Annotated in this window: 16 protein-coding genes; 4 read left to right on the top strand and 12 right to left on the bottom strand. The window is 71.4% G+C overall.

The window, feature by feature from the left end; translation table 11 throughout:
- Positions 1 to 311: 311 nt before the first annotated feature.
- The 8 genes from proC to ACIA5G_RS15085 form a co-directional block, all read right to left on the bottom strand.
- Complete coding sequence (gene proC / locus ACIA5G_RS15050) at positions 312 to 1,091, bottom strand: pyrroline-5-carboxylate reductase (RefSeq protein ID WP_395923447.1); 780 nt, start codon at positions 1,089 to 1,091, stop codon at positions 312 to 314.
- Positions 1,088 to 2,062, bottom strand: a complete 975-nt coding sequence (locus tag ACIA5G_RS15055; RefSeq protein WP_395923448.1) for a proline racemase family protein — start codon at positions 2,060 to 2,062, stop codon at positions 1,088 to 1,090. The genes proC and ACIA5G_RS15055 overlap by 4 nt, the downstream gene beginning before the upstream one ends.
- Positions 2,059 to 2,985 carry a threonine/serine dehydratase gene (locus tag ACIA5G_RS15060; RefSeq protein WP_395923449.1) on the bottom strand — a complete coding sequence of 309 codons (927 nt, stop codon included), beginning with the start codon at positions 2,983 to 2,985 and terminating at the stop codon, positions 2,059 to 2,061. The genes ACIA5G_RS15055 and ACIA5G_RS15060 overlap by 4 nt, the downstream gene beginning before the upstream one ends.
- Positions 2,982 to 4,412, bottom strand: coding sequence for a serine hydrolase domain-containing protein (locus ACIA5G_RS15065; RefSeq protein WP_395923450.1), 1,431 nt, complete (start codon positions 4,410 to 4,412; stop codon positions 2,982 to 2,984). The genes ACIA5G_RS15060 and ACIA5G_RS15065 overlap by 4 nt, the downstream gene beginning before the upstream one ends.
- A complete protein-coding gene (locus ACIA5G_RS15070) occupies positions 4,409 to 5,251 on the bottom strand; it encodes an alpha/beta hydrolase (RefSeq protein WP_395923451.1) in 843 nt (280 codons plus the stop codon). The genes ACIA5G_RS15065 and ACIA5G_RS15070 overlap by 4 nt, the downstream gene beginning before the upstream one ends.
- 31 nt (positions 5,252 to 5,282) lie before the next feature.
- Complete coding sequence (locus ACIA5G_RS15075; RefSeq protein WP_395923452.1) at positions 5,283 to 6,482, bottom strand: copper resistance D family protein; 1,200 nt, start codon at positions 6,480 to 6,482, stop codon at positions 5,283 to 5,285.
- Positions 6,483 to 6,636: 154 nt separating this feature from the next.
- Positions 6,637 to 7,569, bottom strand: a complete 933-nt coding sequence (locus ACIA5G_RS15080) for a MurR/RpiR family transcriptional regulator (RefSeq protein ID WP_395923453.1) — start codon at positions 7,567 to 7,569, stop codon at positions 6,637 to 6,639.
- Positions 7,570 to 7,594: 25 nt separating this feature from the next.
- Positions 7,595 to 8,425 carry an alpha/beta hydrolase gene (locus ACIA5G_RS15085; RefSeq protein WP_395923454.1) on the bottom strand — a complete coding sequence of 277 codons (831 nt, stop codon included), beginning with the start codon at positions 8,423 to 8,425 and terminating at the stop codon, positions 7,595 to 7,597.
- Between the two features lie 128 nt (positions 8,426 to 8,553).
- Here ACIA5G_RS15085 and ACIA5G_RS15090 point away from each other — a divergent pair, with 128 nt between their 5' ends.
- Genes ACIA5G_RS15090 through ACIA5G_RS15105 form a run of 4 tightly spaced genes read left to right on the top strand, consistent with a single transcriptional unit; the run spans position 8,554 to position 11,766 of the window.
- Entirely contained in the window at positions 8,554 to 9,291 is a 738-nt protein-coding gene (locus ACIA5G_RS15090; RefSeq protein ID WP_395923455.1) for an amino acid ABC transporter ATP-binding protein, read from the top strand.
- 25 nt (positions 9,292 to 9,316) lie between these two features.
- Positions 9,317 to 10,258, top strand: coding sequence for a transporter substrate-binding domain-containing protein (locus ACIA5G_RS15095; protein ID WP_395923456.1), 942 nt, complete (start codon positions 9,317 to 9,319; stop codon positions 10,256 to 10,258).
- Positions 10,259 to 10,270: 12 nt separating this feature from the next.
- Positions 10,271 to 10,915: an amino acid ABC transporter permease gene (locus ACIA5G_RS15100; protein ID WP_395923457.1), complete on the top strand. Its 645-nt coding sequence runs from the start codon at positions 10,271 to 10,273 to the stop codon at positions 10,913 to 10,915.
- Positions 10,912 to 11,766, top strand: a complete 855-nt coding sequence (locus tag ACIA5G_RS15105) for an amino acid ABC transporter permease (protein ID WP_395923458.1) — start codon at positions 10,912 to 10,914, stop codon at positions 11,764 to 11,766. Before ACIA5G_RS15100 ends, ACIA5G_RS15105 begins: the two co-directional genes overlap by 4 nt.
- Before the next feature lie 66 nt (positions 11,767 to 11,832).
- On the opposite strand, the gene ACIA5G_RS15110 is transcribed toward ACIA5G_RS15105, so the two are convergent.
- The 4 genes from ACIA5G_RS15110 to ACIA5G_RS15125 all read right to left on the bottom strand — a co-directional run bounded on the left by ACIA5G_RS15110 (position 11,833) and on the right by ACIA5G_RS15125 (position 15,507).
- On the bottom strand, positions 11,833 to 12,657 hold the full coding sequence (locus ACIA5G_RS15110; protein ID WP_395923459.1) for a MarR family transcriptional regulator: 825 nt from the start codon (positions 12,655 to 12,657) through the stop codon (positions 11,833 to 11,835).
- Positions 12,658 to 12,758: 101 nt separating this feature from the next.
- Positions 12,759 to 13,685: an ornithine cyclodeaminase family protein gene (locus ACIA5G_RS15115; RefSeq protein WP_395923460.1), complete on the bottom strand. Its 927-nt coding sequence runs from the start codon at positions 13,683 to 13,685 to the stop codon at positions 12,759 to 12,761.
- Positions 13,682 to 14,533 (bottom strand): MurR/RpiR family transcriptional regulator, encoded by an 852-nt coding sequence (locus ACIA5G_RS15120; protein WP_395923461.1) that lies wholly within the window; start codon positions 14,531 to 14,533, stop codon positions 13,682 to 13,684. Before ACIA5G_RS15120 ends, ACIA5G_RS15115 begins: the two co-directional genes overlap by 4 nt.
- Positions 14,534 to 14,541: 8 nt before the next feature.
- Positions 14,542 to 15,507: a threonine/serine dehydratase gene (locus ACIA5G_RS15125; RefSeq protein WP_395923462.1), complete on the bottom strand. Its 966-nt coding sequence runs from the start codon at positions 15,505 to 15,507 to the stop codon at positions 14,542 to 14,544.
- Between the last annotated feature and the right edge of the window lie 11 nt (positions 15,508 to 15,518).

Consider the following 15,518-nt stretch of genomic DNA (forward strand, 5'->3'; position numbering starts at 1 on the left):
CCACAGGCCGGCCTTAATGTGGACAGGTCCAGCGCCTGAGGGCTTTTCGGCCGGTGCTGTCGGTACCCGCCGATAGACTGGACGTGGGCACGCCCCCCGGAGGAGGGCGGGGGTGCCGGCACAGTCGCGGTTCGACCGCCCGACTCCCTGCCGCTGCCGCTGCACCCCAGTCGCGCGGCCAAGACTCGAGGCCACCGCCAAGGACCGTGCATCCCTTGGCACCGGAGCAGGCCCATCGAGGGTCGGCTACCGACCTTGCCGGAACCCTGCCGGAGGAGGGCGGGGTGCGCGTGGGCCGGGCTCGCAGCAGTTCAGCGGCCCATCTCGATCGACCGGTCCCGCGCCGCCACCACGGCCGCCATCACCGACGCTCGCAGCGCCCGACTCTCCAGCTCGCGGATCGCCGTGATCGTCGTCCCGCCCGGGCTGCAGACCGCCGCGCGCAATCCGGCCGGGTCCGCGGCCGGCTCGCCCAGCATCCGGCCGGTCCCAGCCGCCGTCGAAAGGACCAGTTCCTCCGCCAATGGCCGTGGGAGACCAGCGAGGACACCCGCGTCGATCATCGCCTCGGCCAGCAGTGCGAAGTACGCCGGGCCGCCGCCCGACAACGCTGTCACCGCGTCCAGCTGGGACTCCGCGACCTCGATGACGCGGCCCAGCGGCGCCAGCATCGTCCGGACGCGGTCGAGGTCCGCCACGACCGCATGACGGCCGCCGCTGATCGCGATCGTGCCCGCGCCGACCGAAACCGGGAGGTTCGGCATGCTCCGCACCACCGCCGGGGTGCCCGGCAGCCGGGCCTCGATGCTCGCCGTCGGTGTTCCGCCCACCGCCGACACGATCAGCTGCCCCGGTCGCACGTGCGGCGCGAGCGAGTCGAGCAGCGCCGCGACGTGGTACGGCTTCACGACGACGAAGACCGTTTCGGCCTTCTCCATCGCCGGTTCCAAAGAAGTCACCACCACGTCGTAACGCGAGCGCAGGTACTCGGCGCGGGCAGGAGACTGTTCGACGACGGTGATGTCCGAAGACGCGAGCCCGGCCAGCAGCGCCTCGCCCATGTTCCCGCCGCCCACGATGGTTGTGCTCATCGCAGCACGAACCCCCTTCCCAGTTCGTCGTCCGGATCGAGGCTGAACGTGCTCTCGCCGGTCAGGTAAGCGTTTCCCGAAACTTCCGTGGCGAGCGAAGTCCCGCCCGAGAGGACCCGGCCGGTGAACCGGGTCCCGATGATCGAATCGTGCGTCAGCACCGCGCCGGCGGGCAACCGGCCGTCGGCGGCCAGCAGCGCGAGCCGTGCGGACGTCCCGGAACCGCACGGTGACCGGTCGACCTGGCCGTCCGCGAAGATCGTGACACTGCGCTGGTGCGGCCCCTCGGCCGTGTCCCCGAGGTCGTCGTAGAAGATCGTGCCGTAGATCCCGCTCAACCGGCTGTCCACATGAGACGCCCACGGCGTGGTGTTCAGCGCCCGCTTGATCTCCCGTCCGGCGGCGATCAACGCCGTGTGGTGCTCGGGAAGCACGGCCAACCCCACCGAAGACGCCGGCACCGACGCGTAGATCGCCCCGCCATAGCTGACGTCGGCGCGGACGCCGGCCACCTCGATGTCCCGCCCCACGACGTACGCGTCCACGTTCCGGAACGCCACCTCCCGCACCACGCCGCCGGCGCAGGTCACCGCCGCCGTCACGCGGCCGGACGGGACGTCCATGACCACCTCGGTGACGCCGTCCGGCGCCGCCGGGACGCGGCCGGTGCGCACCGCCCAGGCGCCGAGCGCGATCGTGCCGTGCCCGCACGCCGTCGAGTAACCGTCCTTGTGCCAGAACAAAACACCGAACTCGGCGCCGTCGTCGTCGGGCGGGACGAGGAAGCAGCCGTACATGTCGGCGTGCCCGCGCGGCTCCTGCACCAGCAGCTGCCGGACGGCGTCGATCTCGGCGGACGCCTGCGCGGCGGCTCGCCGGTCGAGCACGGTCGCGCCGGGGATCTCCGGCACCCCGGCCGTGACGATCCGGAACGGCTCGCCGGCGGTGTGGTAGTCGGTCGTGGTGATCATCGCTCTCCCAGGATCGTGGTCAGCAGGCCCAGGTCGATGTTGCGGCCGGACACAACAAGGACGATCGGCCGGTCCGCGGGCACCAGCCCGGCGCGCAGGGCGGCCAACGGCGTCGCCGACGCGCCTTCGCCGACCAGACCGGCGGTCGTGACGAGCTCGCGCACCGACCGGCGGATCGCCTCCTCGGCGACGGCCACCATGGACACCCCGCACTCCCGGACGATCTCCGGGGTCAGCGAACCCGGCTCGAGGTTGCCCGCCAGCCCGTCCGCGATGGTGTCCCCCATCTCCACGGGGACGATGCGCCCCGCCGCCACGGCCGTCGACAACGCCCGGCACGCGGCAGCTTCCACCCCGACCACGCGGATGTCCTGCGCCGCCCGGCGCGCGCCCAGCGCCACTCCGGACAGCAGCCCACCGGCCCCGGCCGGGACGACGACGGTCAAGTCCTCCCCCAGCGAGTGGGCCACCTCGGTGACGAGCGTGCTCTGCCCGGCGATGACGTGCGGGTCGTTGTAGGCGGAGACGTACTTCCCCGGCAGCCCGAGTGCGTGCCGCTCGGCGGCGTCGAAGTCTTCACCGGCCAGGACGAGGTCGATCGGGTACCGGCGCAGGGCCTCGACCTTCACCGAAGCCGCGGTCTCGGGTACCACGACGGTCGACTCGACCGACAGCAGCCGTGAGCCGTAGGCGATCCCGAGGGCGTGGTTGCCCGCCGACGCCGTGACGACCGGCTCGCCCGCGTACGCCGTGAGAGCCGCGAGCGCACCCCGGATCTTGAACGCCCCGATCGGCTGGGCGCCGTCGTACTTCAGGAACACCGGGACGTCGAGGTCCGCCTGCGGGTACGGGATGAGCGGCGTCGGCGGCAGGTGCCGGGACACCACTTCCCAGGCCTGGTCGAGGAGAGCGTCGTTGATCATTCCACCTCCGCCCGCGCGGTGCCGCGTGCCGGCGGCAGCACCGTCGGGCCCGAGTTGCAGTTGACCCGGTGTTCGACGACAACCCCGTCACCCTCGAATGTCAAGGTCAGGCGGTCGATGAACGGCCCTTCCAGGAAGTGCCAGGTCAGGTCCAGCGCGTCCGTCGAGGGCCACCGCGCGCCGGCCAGGATCGGCGCCGCGTCGTCCTGGTAGGAGTGGTGCAGCCGCCACACACTGACTCCGGTGTCCTGCGGCACCCACTTGCCGAGGCCGTGTTCGACGGTGTGCGTCCCGCGGTCGTCCTCGATGCCGAGCCGGACGATCTCGGTGTCGGCCTCGACGGACAGCGACCGCACCCCCTGGTCGTTTTCCGCGAAGTCGAAGACCCGCCGAAGAACCGGACCATCCACACGCGACTCCAGAGGCTCCGGCTCCCTGGCTCGCTCGACCCGCCTGCCCGACACGGCGACGTCGTCCGAAGCGAACGCCCGCCGGAACGCCGCACGCAGCATGCCGGGCAGGTCGTGGTACGACGGGTCCGGCATCGCGCCCGTCACCACGACAACGCCTTGGCCGGGGAAAACCATGCATTCCTGCCCGAACAGGCCGGACGCGGAGTAGCTGCCGTCTTCGCTCACCCAGAACTGGTAGCCGTACCCGGAGTCCGCAACGGCGTCCGGGCCGGGCGGCAACAGCTCTTGGCCGTTCCACTCACCGCTCACCGCGCGCCGCACGTGCAGGGCCGAAGCCTTCTGCACCCAGCCCTCCGGCAGCAGGCGCTCGCCTTCCCAGACACCGTCCTGCAGGCACAGGACACCGAAGGACAGCAGGTCCCGCGGCCGCAGTGACAACCCGTTGCCCCCGCTGGAAACGCCTTCGGGATCACGTTCCCAGGTGTAGTCGGTGATGCCGAGCGGCTCGAACAGACGCGGGCGCAGGTATTCGTCGACCGGCATCCCGGCGACCTCCTGCACGATCGCGGACAGGACGTGGCTCGTGGTGCTGCTGTACCGGAAACCGCGGCCGGGCCGGTCGACGACGGGCTCCTCCAGGAACTCGTCGACCCAGCCGGTCCGGCGCAGCCGGGTCGTCGCGCCGGAGAGCCCGCGCGCATGCCCGGTCCGCATGGTCAGCAGGTCCCGCACGCGCAGCCGGCTCAGGTTCTCCCCCGGCGCCTCGCGCAGGCGCCCGCGGAAGAACTCCACCACCGGGTCTTCCAGGCCGAGCAGGCCGTCCGCCTCGGCGAACCCGACCGCGGTGGCGGTGAAGCTCTTGGTCGCCGAGTGCAGCTTGTGCTTGAGCGCCGGTTCGTGCGGCCACTGCCACAGGTCGAGCAGCGGCGCGCCGTCCCGGTGCACGAGCAGGGCGTGCACCCGCATGCCCCGCGCGGCGAGATCGTCCAAAAGGGACTCGACGGCCCCGGTCACCGCGCGCTCCGGGCCGTGGCCAGCAGCCCGCCGAGGAACTCCTGCACCACCGGGACCACGCCGGTGCCGCGGTGCGCAACACCGGGCACAACGTCGTAGCGCACCGAGATCCCTTGTGAGACGAAGTTGTCACGCAGGGTTTCGAGCCGTTCGATACGGGTGCCGCCGGTCTGCTCCACGCCGTCCATCCAGTTGGGCCCGCCGGCGTTGTTGATCTCCCAGGTCTCGACGTCTTCGGCGCCGACCACCATCTGCACCGGCACGCCGCGCAGCGCGTCGAGGTTGATGCGGATGCCGAAGCGTTCCTCGAACCCGCCGGTGCCCAGCCACCACGGCAGCTCGGGGTCGAGCTGGGTGATCCGGCCCGGCGCGCCGATCGACACCCCGGCGAGCCGGTCCGGGTGGGCGTAGAAGAACCGGTGCGCGAACTGCCCGCCGCCGGAGAACCCGTGCAGGTAAAAGCGATCACGCCGGGTGTTGAACCCCTCGGCGACCTCGTCGACGATGTGCAGCAGCTCCTCGTCGAAGCGAAGCCCGCGGTATTCCAGGAACTTGAAGCTGTGCAGCTCGCGCGGCTCCATCAGCCCGGCCGGGAACAGCGGCGTGAGGATCACGCACCGGTGCCCGATCGCGAACTCCTTCCAGCGGTCGCGGTAGAGCTCGGCCGAGCGTCCGGTGCCGTGCTGGATGACCACGAGCGGCAGCGGTTCGGCGTCCGGCGTGTGGTCCTTGGGCACGTACAGGGCGTAGAACAGGCGCTGGTCGTGCTGCGAGGCGAAGAAGGGGGTGCCTCCGACGAAGGCGGCGCGCTCGGAAGCGAGGTCGGTCGTGCCGGTCATGGAAAGGAGTCCTCCTGGGACGTCGGGATGATCAGTACTCGGGCACCGGTTCGGGGACCGGGTCCGGCGCGGGCCGGGAGAGCCGTTCGCTCACCTTCGCCGTGGTGACGAAGGAAACCGCGAGCAGGACGGCCAGCAGCGCGCCGATGCCGACGATGCCGCCGCTCAGCGTCGGGTCGGGGTCGCCGGCTTCGACGCGGGCCGAGCCGGTCAGGAACGAGAGCACGAACAGCACGCCGACGGCGAGCAGCGTCTCGACGGCGACCAGGCCGGGGAACACCCGCAGGGCGAGCCGGAACACCGACCCGTCCTCCCCCGCGGCGCGGGCCAGCGCGATGCGAGGCATGAGCACGAACTCGTTGAGCGCACCGACGAGGATCATGGTCGCCACCAGGGAGACCTTGATCAGCAGGAAGCGGCCGAAGCTCGTGGTGAGCAGCTCTCCGGGGCTGCCGACGAGTGACCAGGCCAGGTACAGGCCGCTGATCAGCAGGCAGCCGACGGCGCAGAGCGCGACGGTGCTGAACCGGGTCCACAGCTGGGCCCACGTCGCGCCGGCGCCACGGGTGAGCCGGCGCCGCGCCGTCGCCAGCACGACGAGCGAAGCGATTCCGCCGACCCACGTCGAGACGGCGGAGACGTGCAGGTGGTCCAGCAGGCCGTCGACGAGCGTGTCGAGCGTTTCCTTGCCGAAGTCGGTCGGCAGCAGGGTGACCTGGTAGGCGAGGAAGGACAGGACGAGCCCGCCCAGCGCGATCCCGGTCAGGTGCGCGCGCAGCCGCGGTGACCACAGCAGCATCAGCACGATCGCCGAGGCGCCCCAGAGCAGGTACTGGGTGAGCGTCAGGGCGCCGGTCGAGACCCACTCCCCCTTCTTGGCGGGCACGGTGACGTACTTCCAGATCGACGACGGCGCGAGTGCCCGGCTGTAGGGGATTTCGACCCCCTTGACGCGGGCGGCCTTCCCGGCGATCTGGAAGTAGAGCGCGACCAGGAACCAGCTGCCGGCGACGGCGAGCAGCAGGCTCGTCCGGCGGTGCAGCATCGCGCGGTCGGCCGCGTCGACCGACTGTCGCTTGAGGACCGGGCGCAGGACGAGCAGGTGGAGCATCGTGGCGCCGATGGTCCCGATCAGTCCCGCGAAGTAGGCCATCTTCGTGATGACCCGCCACGGTGCGGGCGTGGGGTTGGCGACGTCGGCGGGGACTTGCGCGAGCAGGAACGACAGCACGGCGATCTCCTCGGCCGGAACAGGGGTCGACCCGAGTGTAGCTAAGACTTCTGAAAATGGAAGTACGAAGTATTCGCTACAAGTCCACTGTGGACGAGCGCACGACGAAGCCGCCGCCGGACGGAAGTCCGGCAGCGAAGGGAGAATCGGACGGTTACGCCCGCCGTTTGCGCTTGCGTTTCGGGACGGCCGAACGCTCGTCACCCTGCACGAGCTCGGACCGCAGCGAGATCAGCAGCTCCGAGGCCCGGGTGGACCGGGTCTCGTCGCGGGAAGCCAGCTGCAGCAGCAAGGCGTCGGTCAGCACCTCGGCGCTGAGCATCTCGCCGGTGAAGTTGCTCGTCGACTGGGGCGCGGCGAGCGTGACGTCCACCCGTTCGGCGAACTGCGCCCCCAGCGAGCTGGAGATCAGCAGGACCCGCGCGCCCACACCGTGCGCGTGGTCGAGCACCACCTCGATCTCGGCCAGCAGACGGCTCGGCGTGTAGAGCACCACGACGTCGTCGGCACGCAGGCCCAGCAGGTCGTCGGCGAGCTGGAACCCGGTGGCCCAGCTCGCGCGGGCGCGCCGGCCCATGCGCGTCAGCCGCAGGGCGAGGTAACGGGCCACCAACCCGGAGCCGCCGAGCCCGAAGGCGAGCACTTCGCGCGCTTCGTCGAGCAGGCCGACGGCGGCGCCGAACTCGTCCGCCTCGACCAGCCGCCAGGTCGCCGCGAGCCGTTCGGCCGCCTCGGTGAACACGCGGGTGACCGCCGAGTCGTCTTCCCCGTCGACGTGGTCGTCGTGGAGGTGGCGCACCGGGCTGGTCTCGACCACTACTTCCGCAGCGAGGGTGCGACGCAGGTCGAGCAGGCCGCTGAACCCGAGCGACTTCGCGGTGCGGACGACCGTCGCGTCACTGGTCTTCGTCGCGCTGCCGATCTGCTCCGCGGTCGCGAAGATCGCGTGCCGGCCGTGGTCGCGCAGGTATTCGGCCACGATCCGCTCCGCGCGGGACATCCGCGCGAGGTTGCGGTTGATGCGCGCGCCGAGCGAAAGGTCCTCGCCGTCGCCGTCCTGCTCGATCATCTGCTCTCCCCTCGGCACCGCCGCATCGTAGTCGCCGGCCCGGTCACGACCGGCCGGCGAGGACCCCGGCGAAGAACTCCTGGACGCTCGCCTGCAGCAGGAGCCCGCGGTGCGCAATGCCGGGCACCACGTCGAAGCGCACGCCGATGCCGTGCTCCTCCCAGTTGTCGCGCAACGAGGTCAGCCGCTCGACGCGCGTGTCGCCGCCGGCGTCGACGCCCGGCTCGGCGATCTCCCAGGTCTCGGTGTCTTCGGCGCCGACGATCAGCTGCACGGGCACCGCACGCAGCGCGTCGAGGTCGAGGTCGGCGCCGAACCGCTCGCGCAGGTCGGCCGTGCCGGGCCACCACGGCACTTCCGGGTCGATCCGGGTGACCCGGCCGGGCGCCCCGACCGACAGTGCGGACAGCCGCTGCGCGTGCAGGTAGGCGAAGCGGTGGACGAACTGACCCCCGCCGGAGAAGCCGTGCAGCGCAAAGCGCGTTGCGTCGACCCGGTACCGCTGCGCCACTTCGTCGACGATGTCGAGCAGCACCTGGTCGAACCGGACGCCGCGGAAGCTGAGCCGCTTGAAGCCGTGCAGGTCACCCGGTTCGCCGATGCCGGCCGGGAACAACGGGGCCAGCACGACGGTGTTGTTGTCCTCGGCGAAGCCGCGGTAGGCGTCGCGGTAACGCTCGGCCATGCGCTGCGTGCCGTGCACGACGACGGTCAGCGGCAGCGGCGCCGTCGCCGTCCGGTGCGCGGCGGGAACGTAGAGGCAGTAGGAGAAGCGCTGGTCCCGCTGCGAGGCGAAGAAGGCGGTCGGGCCCGAGTGATAGAACTCGACCGGATCCAGGACTCGCGCGTCGGAACTCGGGCGCGGACTCGTCATGACTGCTCCTCGGCTGTAGCGGCTACGACAGGTATTGACATCTCGGTAGCTCCGTCTATCTTAACGGTAGCCCATGCTACAACGTCTCGTTAAATGTAGTGAACGCTTCCACATCCGGAGAGCAGCCGATGAAACCGCTCGTCAGCATCCGTGGCCTGTGCAAGAGCTTCGGCGACATCGAAGTCCTGCACGACGTCGACCTCGACATCCACCACGGTGAGGTGGTCGTCGTCGTCGGGCCGTCCGGGTCGGGGAAGTCGACGCTCTGCCGGTGCATCAACCGGCTGGAGCAGATCAACTCGGGCACCATCACCCTCGACGGGGAGCCGCTGCCCGCCGAGGGACGCCGGCTCGCGCAGCTGCGGGCCGACGTCGGCATGGTGTTCCAGTCGTTCAACCTCTTCGGCCACCGCACGATCCTCGACAACGTCACCCTCGGCCCGGTCAAGGTCCGCGGTCTGTCCACTCGCGACGCCGAGACCGAGGCCCGGCGCCTGCTCGACCGGGTCGGCGTCGCCGACCAAGCCGACAAGCTGCCTTCGGAACTCTCCGGCGGCCAGCAGCAGCGCGTCGCGATCGCCCGCGCGCTCGCGATGAACCCCAAGCTCGTGCTGTTCGACGAACCGACCAGCGCGCTCGACCCCGAGATGGTGCACGAGGTCCTCGACGTGATGGCCTCGCTCGCCGCCGACGGCACCACCATGGTCGTCGTCACCCACGAAATGGGCTTCGCCCGCAAGGCCGCCAACCGCGTCGTGTTCATGAGCGACGGCCGGATCGCCGAGCAGGGCACGCCCGAAGAGTTCTTCGACCGCACCGGCACCGACCGGGCGCGGGACTTCCTGTCCAAGGTCCTCCAGCACTGACCCGCCGTACACCCCGGGAGCACCCATGAGAATCCGCACGGCCACCCGCACCACAGTGGTCACCACCGCCCTGCTGGCGACGCTGACCGCGTGCGGCAGCGCGCCGAACCAGACCCCCGGCGCCGCCGCCAAGCCGGCCGGCGCGGAGATCGCCGGCCAGATCGACCAGACGTCCGTGGTGGACGCCGGCCCGGTCGGGCAGAACCTGCCCAGCACGCCGATGCTGGACAAGATCCGCCAGAAGGGCGAGCTGTCGTTCGCGGGCAGCCGCAACACGATCGGCTTCTCCCAGCTCGACCCCGCGTCCGGCAAGCTGTCCGGTTTCGACGCCGGGATCGCCCAGCTGCTCGCGAAGTACCTGCTCGGCAAGCCGAACGCCAAGCTGCAGAGCGGCGGCTCCGACACCCGGGAAGCGTTGCTGGGCAACCACACCATCGACACCGCGATCCAGACCTACACGATCACGGAGGACCGCGCGAAGCTCGTCAACTTCGCCGGCCCGTACTACATGGCGGCCAGCGGCATCGTCGTGAAGTCGGGTGACACCACCATCAAGCAGGCGAGCGACCTCGCCGGCAAGAAGGTGGCCACCGAGTCCGGTGCGGCGAAGGACGCGCTCCTGAAGGCGGTCCCGACCGCGCAGCCGGTCCTGTTCGACACCGCCGCGCAGTGCGTCGCCGCCGTCGAACAGGGCCGCGCCGAAGCGATGACGCTCAACAACGCGTCGCTGTACGGGGTGGTCGCCACCAAGAGCGACGTCAAGCTGCTGGACTCGACGTTCGGGTCGAACCCGTTCGGCATCGGCCTGCCCAAGGACGACCCGGCGTTCAAGGACGTCGTCAACGGGTTCCTGAAGGCGATCGAGGCCGACGGGACGTGGACGAAGCTCTGGCAGGCCACGGTCGGCAAGCTCGTCAAGTCGCCCGCGCCGCAGCCGCCGCAGATCGGTTCCGTGCCCGGATCCTGAGAGGCCACCACCATGTCCGTCCTGTTCGATCACATCGGTGAGCTGCTCACCGGTCTGCTGGTGACCCTCGAGCTGGCGGTGCTCGCCTTCCCGCTCGCCGTGGTCGTCGGCACCGTGCTCGGCGTCTGCCGGGTCGGTCCGGTCGCCCCGCTGCGCGCGGCGGCCGGGTTCTACGTCCAGTGCCTGCGCAACTCGCCGTTGCTGCTCGTCCTGGTCATGGTGGTGTTCGGGCTGCCCTACGTCGGGGCGACCGTGCCGCTGTTCGGCTCGGTCGTCCTCGGCCTGGGGCTGTACTTCGGCGCGTACGTCTGCGAAACGGTCCGCTCGGGCATGGCGGCCGTTCCCACCGGGCAGGTCGAGGCGGCCCGCGCCATCGGGCTGACCTTCGCCGGTGTCCTGCGGCAGGTCGTGCTCCCGCAGGCGTTCCGGTCCATGGCCCAGCCGCTGGGCTCGATCTTCATCAACGTCAGCCTCGCCTCGGCCCTCGGCGCGGCGGTCGGCGTGCAGGAGCTCACCGGCTCCGCGCGGCAGTTCAACCTCGACCACGCCCAGCCCATCCCGAGCTTCATCGCCGCGGCGATCGGCTACCTGCTGATCACGCTCACCGCGGGCCAGCTGACCGGGGTCATCGAACGGAAGGTCCGGATCCGCCGATGAAGACCACCGTGTTGTTCGACGAGCTCGGCCCGCGCGGCAAGGCGCGGCTCCGCACGGCGACGATCGTCGCTTCGATCGTCCTGGTGGGAGCGCTGGCCGGCATCTTCGTCCAGCTCGACCACGTCGGCCAGCTCTCGGGCCGGCTGTGGTCACCGCTGGCGTCGTGGCCCAACATCCGGTACCTGCTCGACGGCTTGGGCATGACGCTGCGGATCGGCCTGTCGTGCGCGGCGATGTCACTGGTGTTCGGCACAGTGTTCGGCCTCGGCCGGCTGTCCCCGCGCCGCTGGCTGTCGGTGCCGGCGGCGGCCGCGATCGAGCTGTTCCGGGCGATCCCGCTGATCCTGCTGGTGTACTTCTTCCTGATCGGCCTGCCGGCGTTCGGCTGGAACCTGCCCCCGTTCTGGGTGCTGGCCGTCCCGATCGTGCTGCACGCGGGCTCGGTGTTCGCGGAGATCGTCCGGGCGGGCGTGAACTCCCTGGACCGCGGCCAGTTCGACGCGGCGGCGGCGATCGGCCTGCGCCGCGGCCAGGCGCTGCGCCTGGTGGTGCTCCCCCAGGTGTTCCGGGCGCTGCGGCCGGCGCTGGTCACGCAGGTGATCCGGACGCTCAAGGAGTCGAGCCTCGGGTACGTCGTCAGCTACCCGGAGCTGTTGCGCAACGGGCAGGTGCTGGGTGAGTACAACGCCAACTTCATCCAGGCCTACGCACTGACGGCCGCGTTCTACATCGTGATCAACTTCGGGTTGTCGCGGATCGCGGACCTGCTGGACCGGCCGCCGCGGAAGCGTCGCCGGGCTCGGGTGGCCCAGGTGGATTCGCCGGCACCTGCGCTCGAGAGCGTTTCCTGAGATCGCAAGACCAACCTCGCCGGGGCGGCTGGCCACCACCGTCCCGGCGAGGTTTTCCATTGTCCGTCAGTCGTCGGCGGCCTGTGCCGCGGCGGCGAACGGCTCGAGCCCCACGATCAGCTCGTCGAGCTCAGCCTCGCTGAGCACCTCGTACGCCGGGGCGGCCAGCTCGTCGGTGAGTGCCTCGATCCGCTCCTTGGTCTCCCGGCCGGCGTCGGTGAAGCGACCGGCGGCGTCGACGAGGCCGCGGCCGCGCAGCCCGTCAACCACCGCGGCCAGCTGCGCCTCGGGCAGGTGGTGGACCCGGCCGAACTTCTCCGCCGGCATCCCGAGGGAGAGCGCGAGGAGGACGTGGGCCTCGGTGCCGCCGATGCCGTGGGCGACGAGGGCGGCGTTGTGGCCGTCCCCGCGGTGCTCCCGCAGCAGCGTCGCCGCGTGCCAGAGCCGGGCCACCGGCTCCTCGGGCACGTCGAGCGCCCGGAGCCCGGCGTACAGCACCCGGCCCTCCGTCGGCGCGCTGACCGCTGCCCGGGTGGCGAGCTCGGCGACCCGCACCAGATCCGGGGAGTCGGCGAGCTCCCCGATCAGCTGCCGCAGCGCGGCGGCGCTGCCCCGCTCGCGCACCGCGATCGCCTCCGCCGGGGTGGTCTTCCCCCAGACCCACGGGATGTGGCGGGCCACCTCGCCGTCGGCGAAGTTGTAGAAGACGGCGTGCACCACCTCGGCCGGCGCCGCCCCCAGCGGCGCGGCCCGGCCGGCGAAGTAGCCGTCCCAGTAGTTGCGCATGCCGACGGCCAGGAACGCCTCGTTCGCCACCTCGGAGAAGGTGACGGTGGCGATCGGCTCGACGAGCTCGAACAAACGGTGGACCTTGACCTGTGGGTGCGGCATCGGTCGGCATCTCCTGTGGTCGTGACCGCGCCCTCATGGGCGGCCTCTCACCCCCGCCACGAACGGCGCGGCCCGGATCCGACACCTCCGGCCGAACGAGTTCAGCGGGAAAGCGCCGTGAAGACCGCCGAGGCTACCGCGGCGTCCGCGACCCCGAGCCCGGTCAGGTCGGCGATCGTCCTCCCCGCCGGCCGCTCGACGCCGTCACGCAGGACCACGCCCGCGGGCACATCCACCTCGGATCCGACCACCCCGGCGCGCACCGCGTTGCCGAAGTCACCGTGGTCCAGGCACTGCGCGTGGTCGTCGGTCACCACCACGGCCCCGGGGAACAGCGACGGCGGCAGCTCCCCCTTGCCCGGCAGGTCGGTGCCGATCCCCGTCACGTGCAGCGCCCCGGCGAACGCCGACGCCGGAGCGAGCGGGGTTGTCGACGGCGTCGCCGTGATGACGCACGCCGAGCCCGCGGCCTCCTCGAGCGTCGCCGGACGAGCGTCCAACGGCAGCTCGTCGCAGACCCGCCGCGCCGCTTCCGCGCGGCGGCCCCAGATCCGGACCCGGGCCAGGGGCCGGAGCGCGTGCAACCACTCCACCTGCAGCCGGGCCTGCAGTCCCGTGCCCAGGACACCGACCTCGTCGACATCGGGCGGGGTCAGCGCGTGGGTGACCAGCGCGCCCGCCGCCGCTGTGCGCCACGCCGTCAACCAGCCCTCGTCGGCCAGCACCGCGGCCGGGACACCCGTCGTCGCGTCCAGCACCAGGATGAGGCCGCTGTTGCTGGGCAGCCCGCGCTCGGCGTTGCGGTAGAAGCCCGTCGCCACCTTCACCCCGAAGTACGGCGCGCCCGCCAGCTGCCCGGCCTTGACGTGGCAGTCGCCGCCGGCCTCCGGGAACACCAGGGCGATCGGCGGCGGCAGCTGGGTGCGGCCTTCGGCGTGCGCGACCAGCGCGTCGCGGACCGCGGTGAACACCAGCTCCTCGGTCGCGACCGCACGGATCTCCGCTAGGTCCACAATGGACAACGTCATGGCCGGTCCTCCCGGAGTTCGCCGCGCAGCTTGGTCAGCAGCGCGTAGGTGTCGACGGCCGGGCCGTCGGCGAGCCCGCCGAGCACCAGCAGGTCGGCGAGCAGCATCGCGCACAGCGGCTCGGCGGTGAGGCTGCCCGGCGACCCGCGCTCCCGCAGCACGACGTCCGCGTACCCGGCGAGCTCTTCGCCGATGTGCTCGGTGACCAGGATCAGCCCGGCGCCCGTCTTCTTCGTGTGCGCGACGAGCAGTTCGAGCTCCGGCAGGACACGGCCCGGCGCGAAGGCGACAACGGCGTGCCGCGGCGAGAGGTCCGCCAGGTCGTCGGCGAAGGCGTACCCGGTGGCGCCCGAAGCCTGGGCGGCCCGGCCGGCGCGGGTGAGCTTGAGCGCCAGGTAGCGCGCGCTCAGTTCGTTGACACCCCAGCCGTAGCAGAAGATCCTCGATGCCGAACCGAGCAGCGCCACGGCCTTGCCGACCTCGGCGACGTCCAGCCCGCGGGCGAACGCGGTGATCCGGCCCAGCGCGTCCCGCACCAGGTGCGTGGCCGCGCCGGGCAGGTCCTGGGCGAGCTGCAGCCGGACGCCGAGCTGCGGGGCGGCCGCGGCGCGCCCGAGCGACGCCTTCAACGCCGGCAGCCCCGGGTACCCGAGCCGGCGGGCGGTGCCGGCCACGACCGCCTCGCTCGTGCCGGTCCGCCGGCCGAGCTCGTCCGCCGTCGCGAACACGACCAGCTGCGGCGGCGAGGTGACGAGGTACTGCGCGACGGCCCGTTCGGGCTCGCTCAGCCGGTTCCACTGGTGGTTGACACGCCCGGCCGGCGAAAGCTCGGGTTGCGGAGGTCCCATGGTCGCCGTCATCCCGCCTGGGCCATCGCCCCGAGAAATGTCTCCAAAGTGACATTGCGCCCGCACAGCACGGCCGCGACCTTCTTCCCCTGGAACCGCTCCGCCGCCTGCACGAGCCCGGCAACCGCGACCCCCGCGGCACCCTCGACCATCCAGCGCTCACCCTCGGCGATCCGCCGCATCGCCCGCGCGATCTCGTCCTCCGTGACGGTCAGGGTCTCGTCGATCACGTCCTGGCAGATCGGGAGGGTGACCGACCCCGGCTCGACCGCGCCGGCGGAACCGTCCGACAGCGTCGGCTGCTCCGGCGTCTCGATGATCTCGCCCGCCTTCAACGAGTCCAGCAGGCAGGTGGACGCCGCCGGCCAGACGCCGATCACCTTTGTGCGCGGGTTCAGGGCCTTCAACGCCGTCCCCGCGCCACCGATGAGACCGCCGCCGCCGACACACACGAACACCGCGTCCAGGTCCGGGGCCTGTTCGGCCAGCTCGACACCCACCGTGCCCTGACCCGCGACGGTGTCTAGGTCGTTATACGGCGCCACATAGGGCTTTCCCTGCTGCTCAGCCTGCCGGCGAGCCTCCAGCTCGGCGTCCAGCGGCCCGCCGCCGACCACGACCAGCTCGGCGCCGAGCGCTTCGATCGCCGCCATCTTCGCCCGGGTCGTCGTTTCACCCACGTACACGGTCACGGCGACGCCGGCCAGCTTCCCGGCTCGCGCGACGCCCTGGCCGTGGTTGCCCGTCGACGCCGTGATCACGCCGGTCTGCTTCGCCGCTTCGCCGAGCACGCGGATCTTGTTGGCCGAACCGCGCACCTTGAACGAGCCGGTCGGCATCAGGTGCTCGGTCTTCAACCACACGTCGCAGCCCAGTTCGTCCGACAGCAGCCTGCTGCGTTCCAGGGTGCTCACCGGCACCTCGGGGCGGATGCCGCGGTGCGCGTCCATGATCCGTTCCAGAAGGGAAGCCATACCTGATATTA

Source organism: Amycolatopsis sp. NPDC051758, assembly GCF_044453095.1.
Taxonomy (GTDB): domain Bacteria; phylum Actinomycetota; class Actinomycetes; order Mycobacteriales; family Pseudonocardiaceae; genus Amycolatopsis.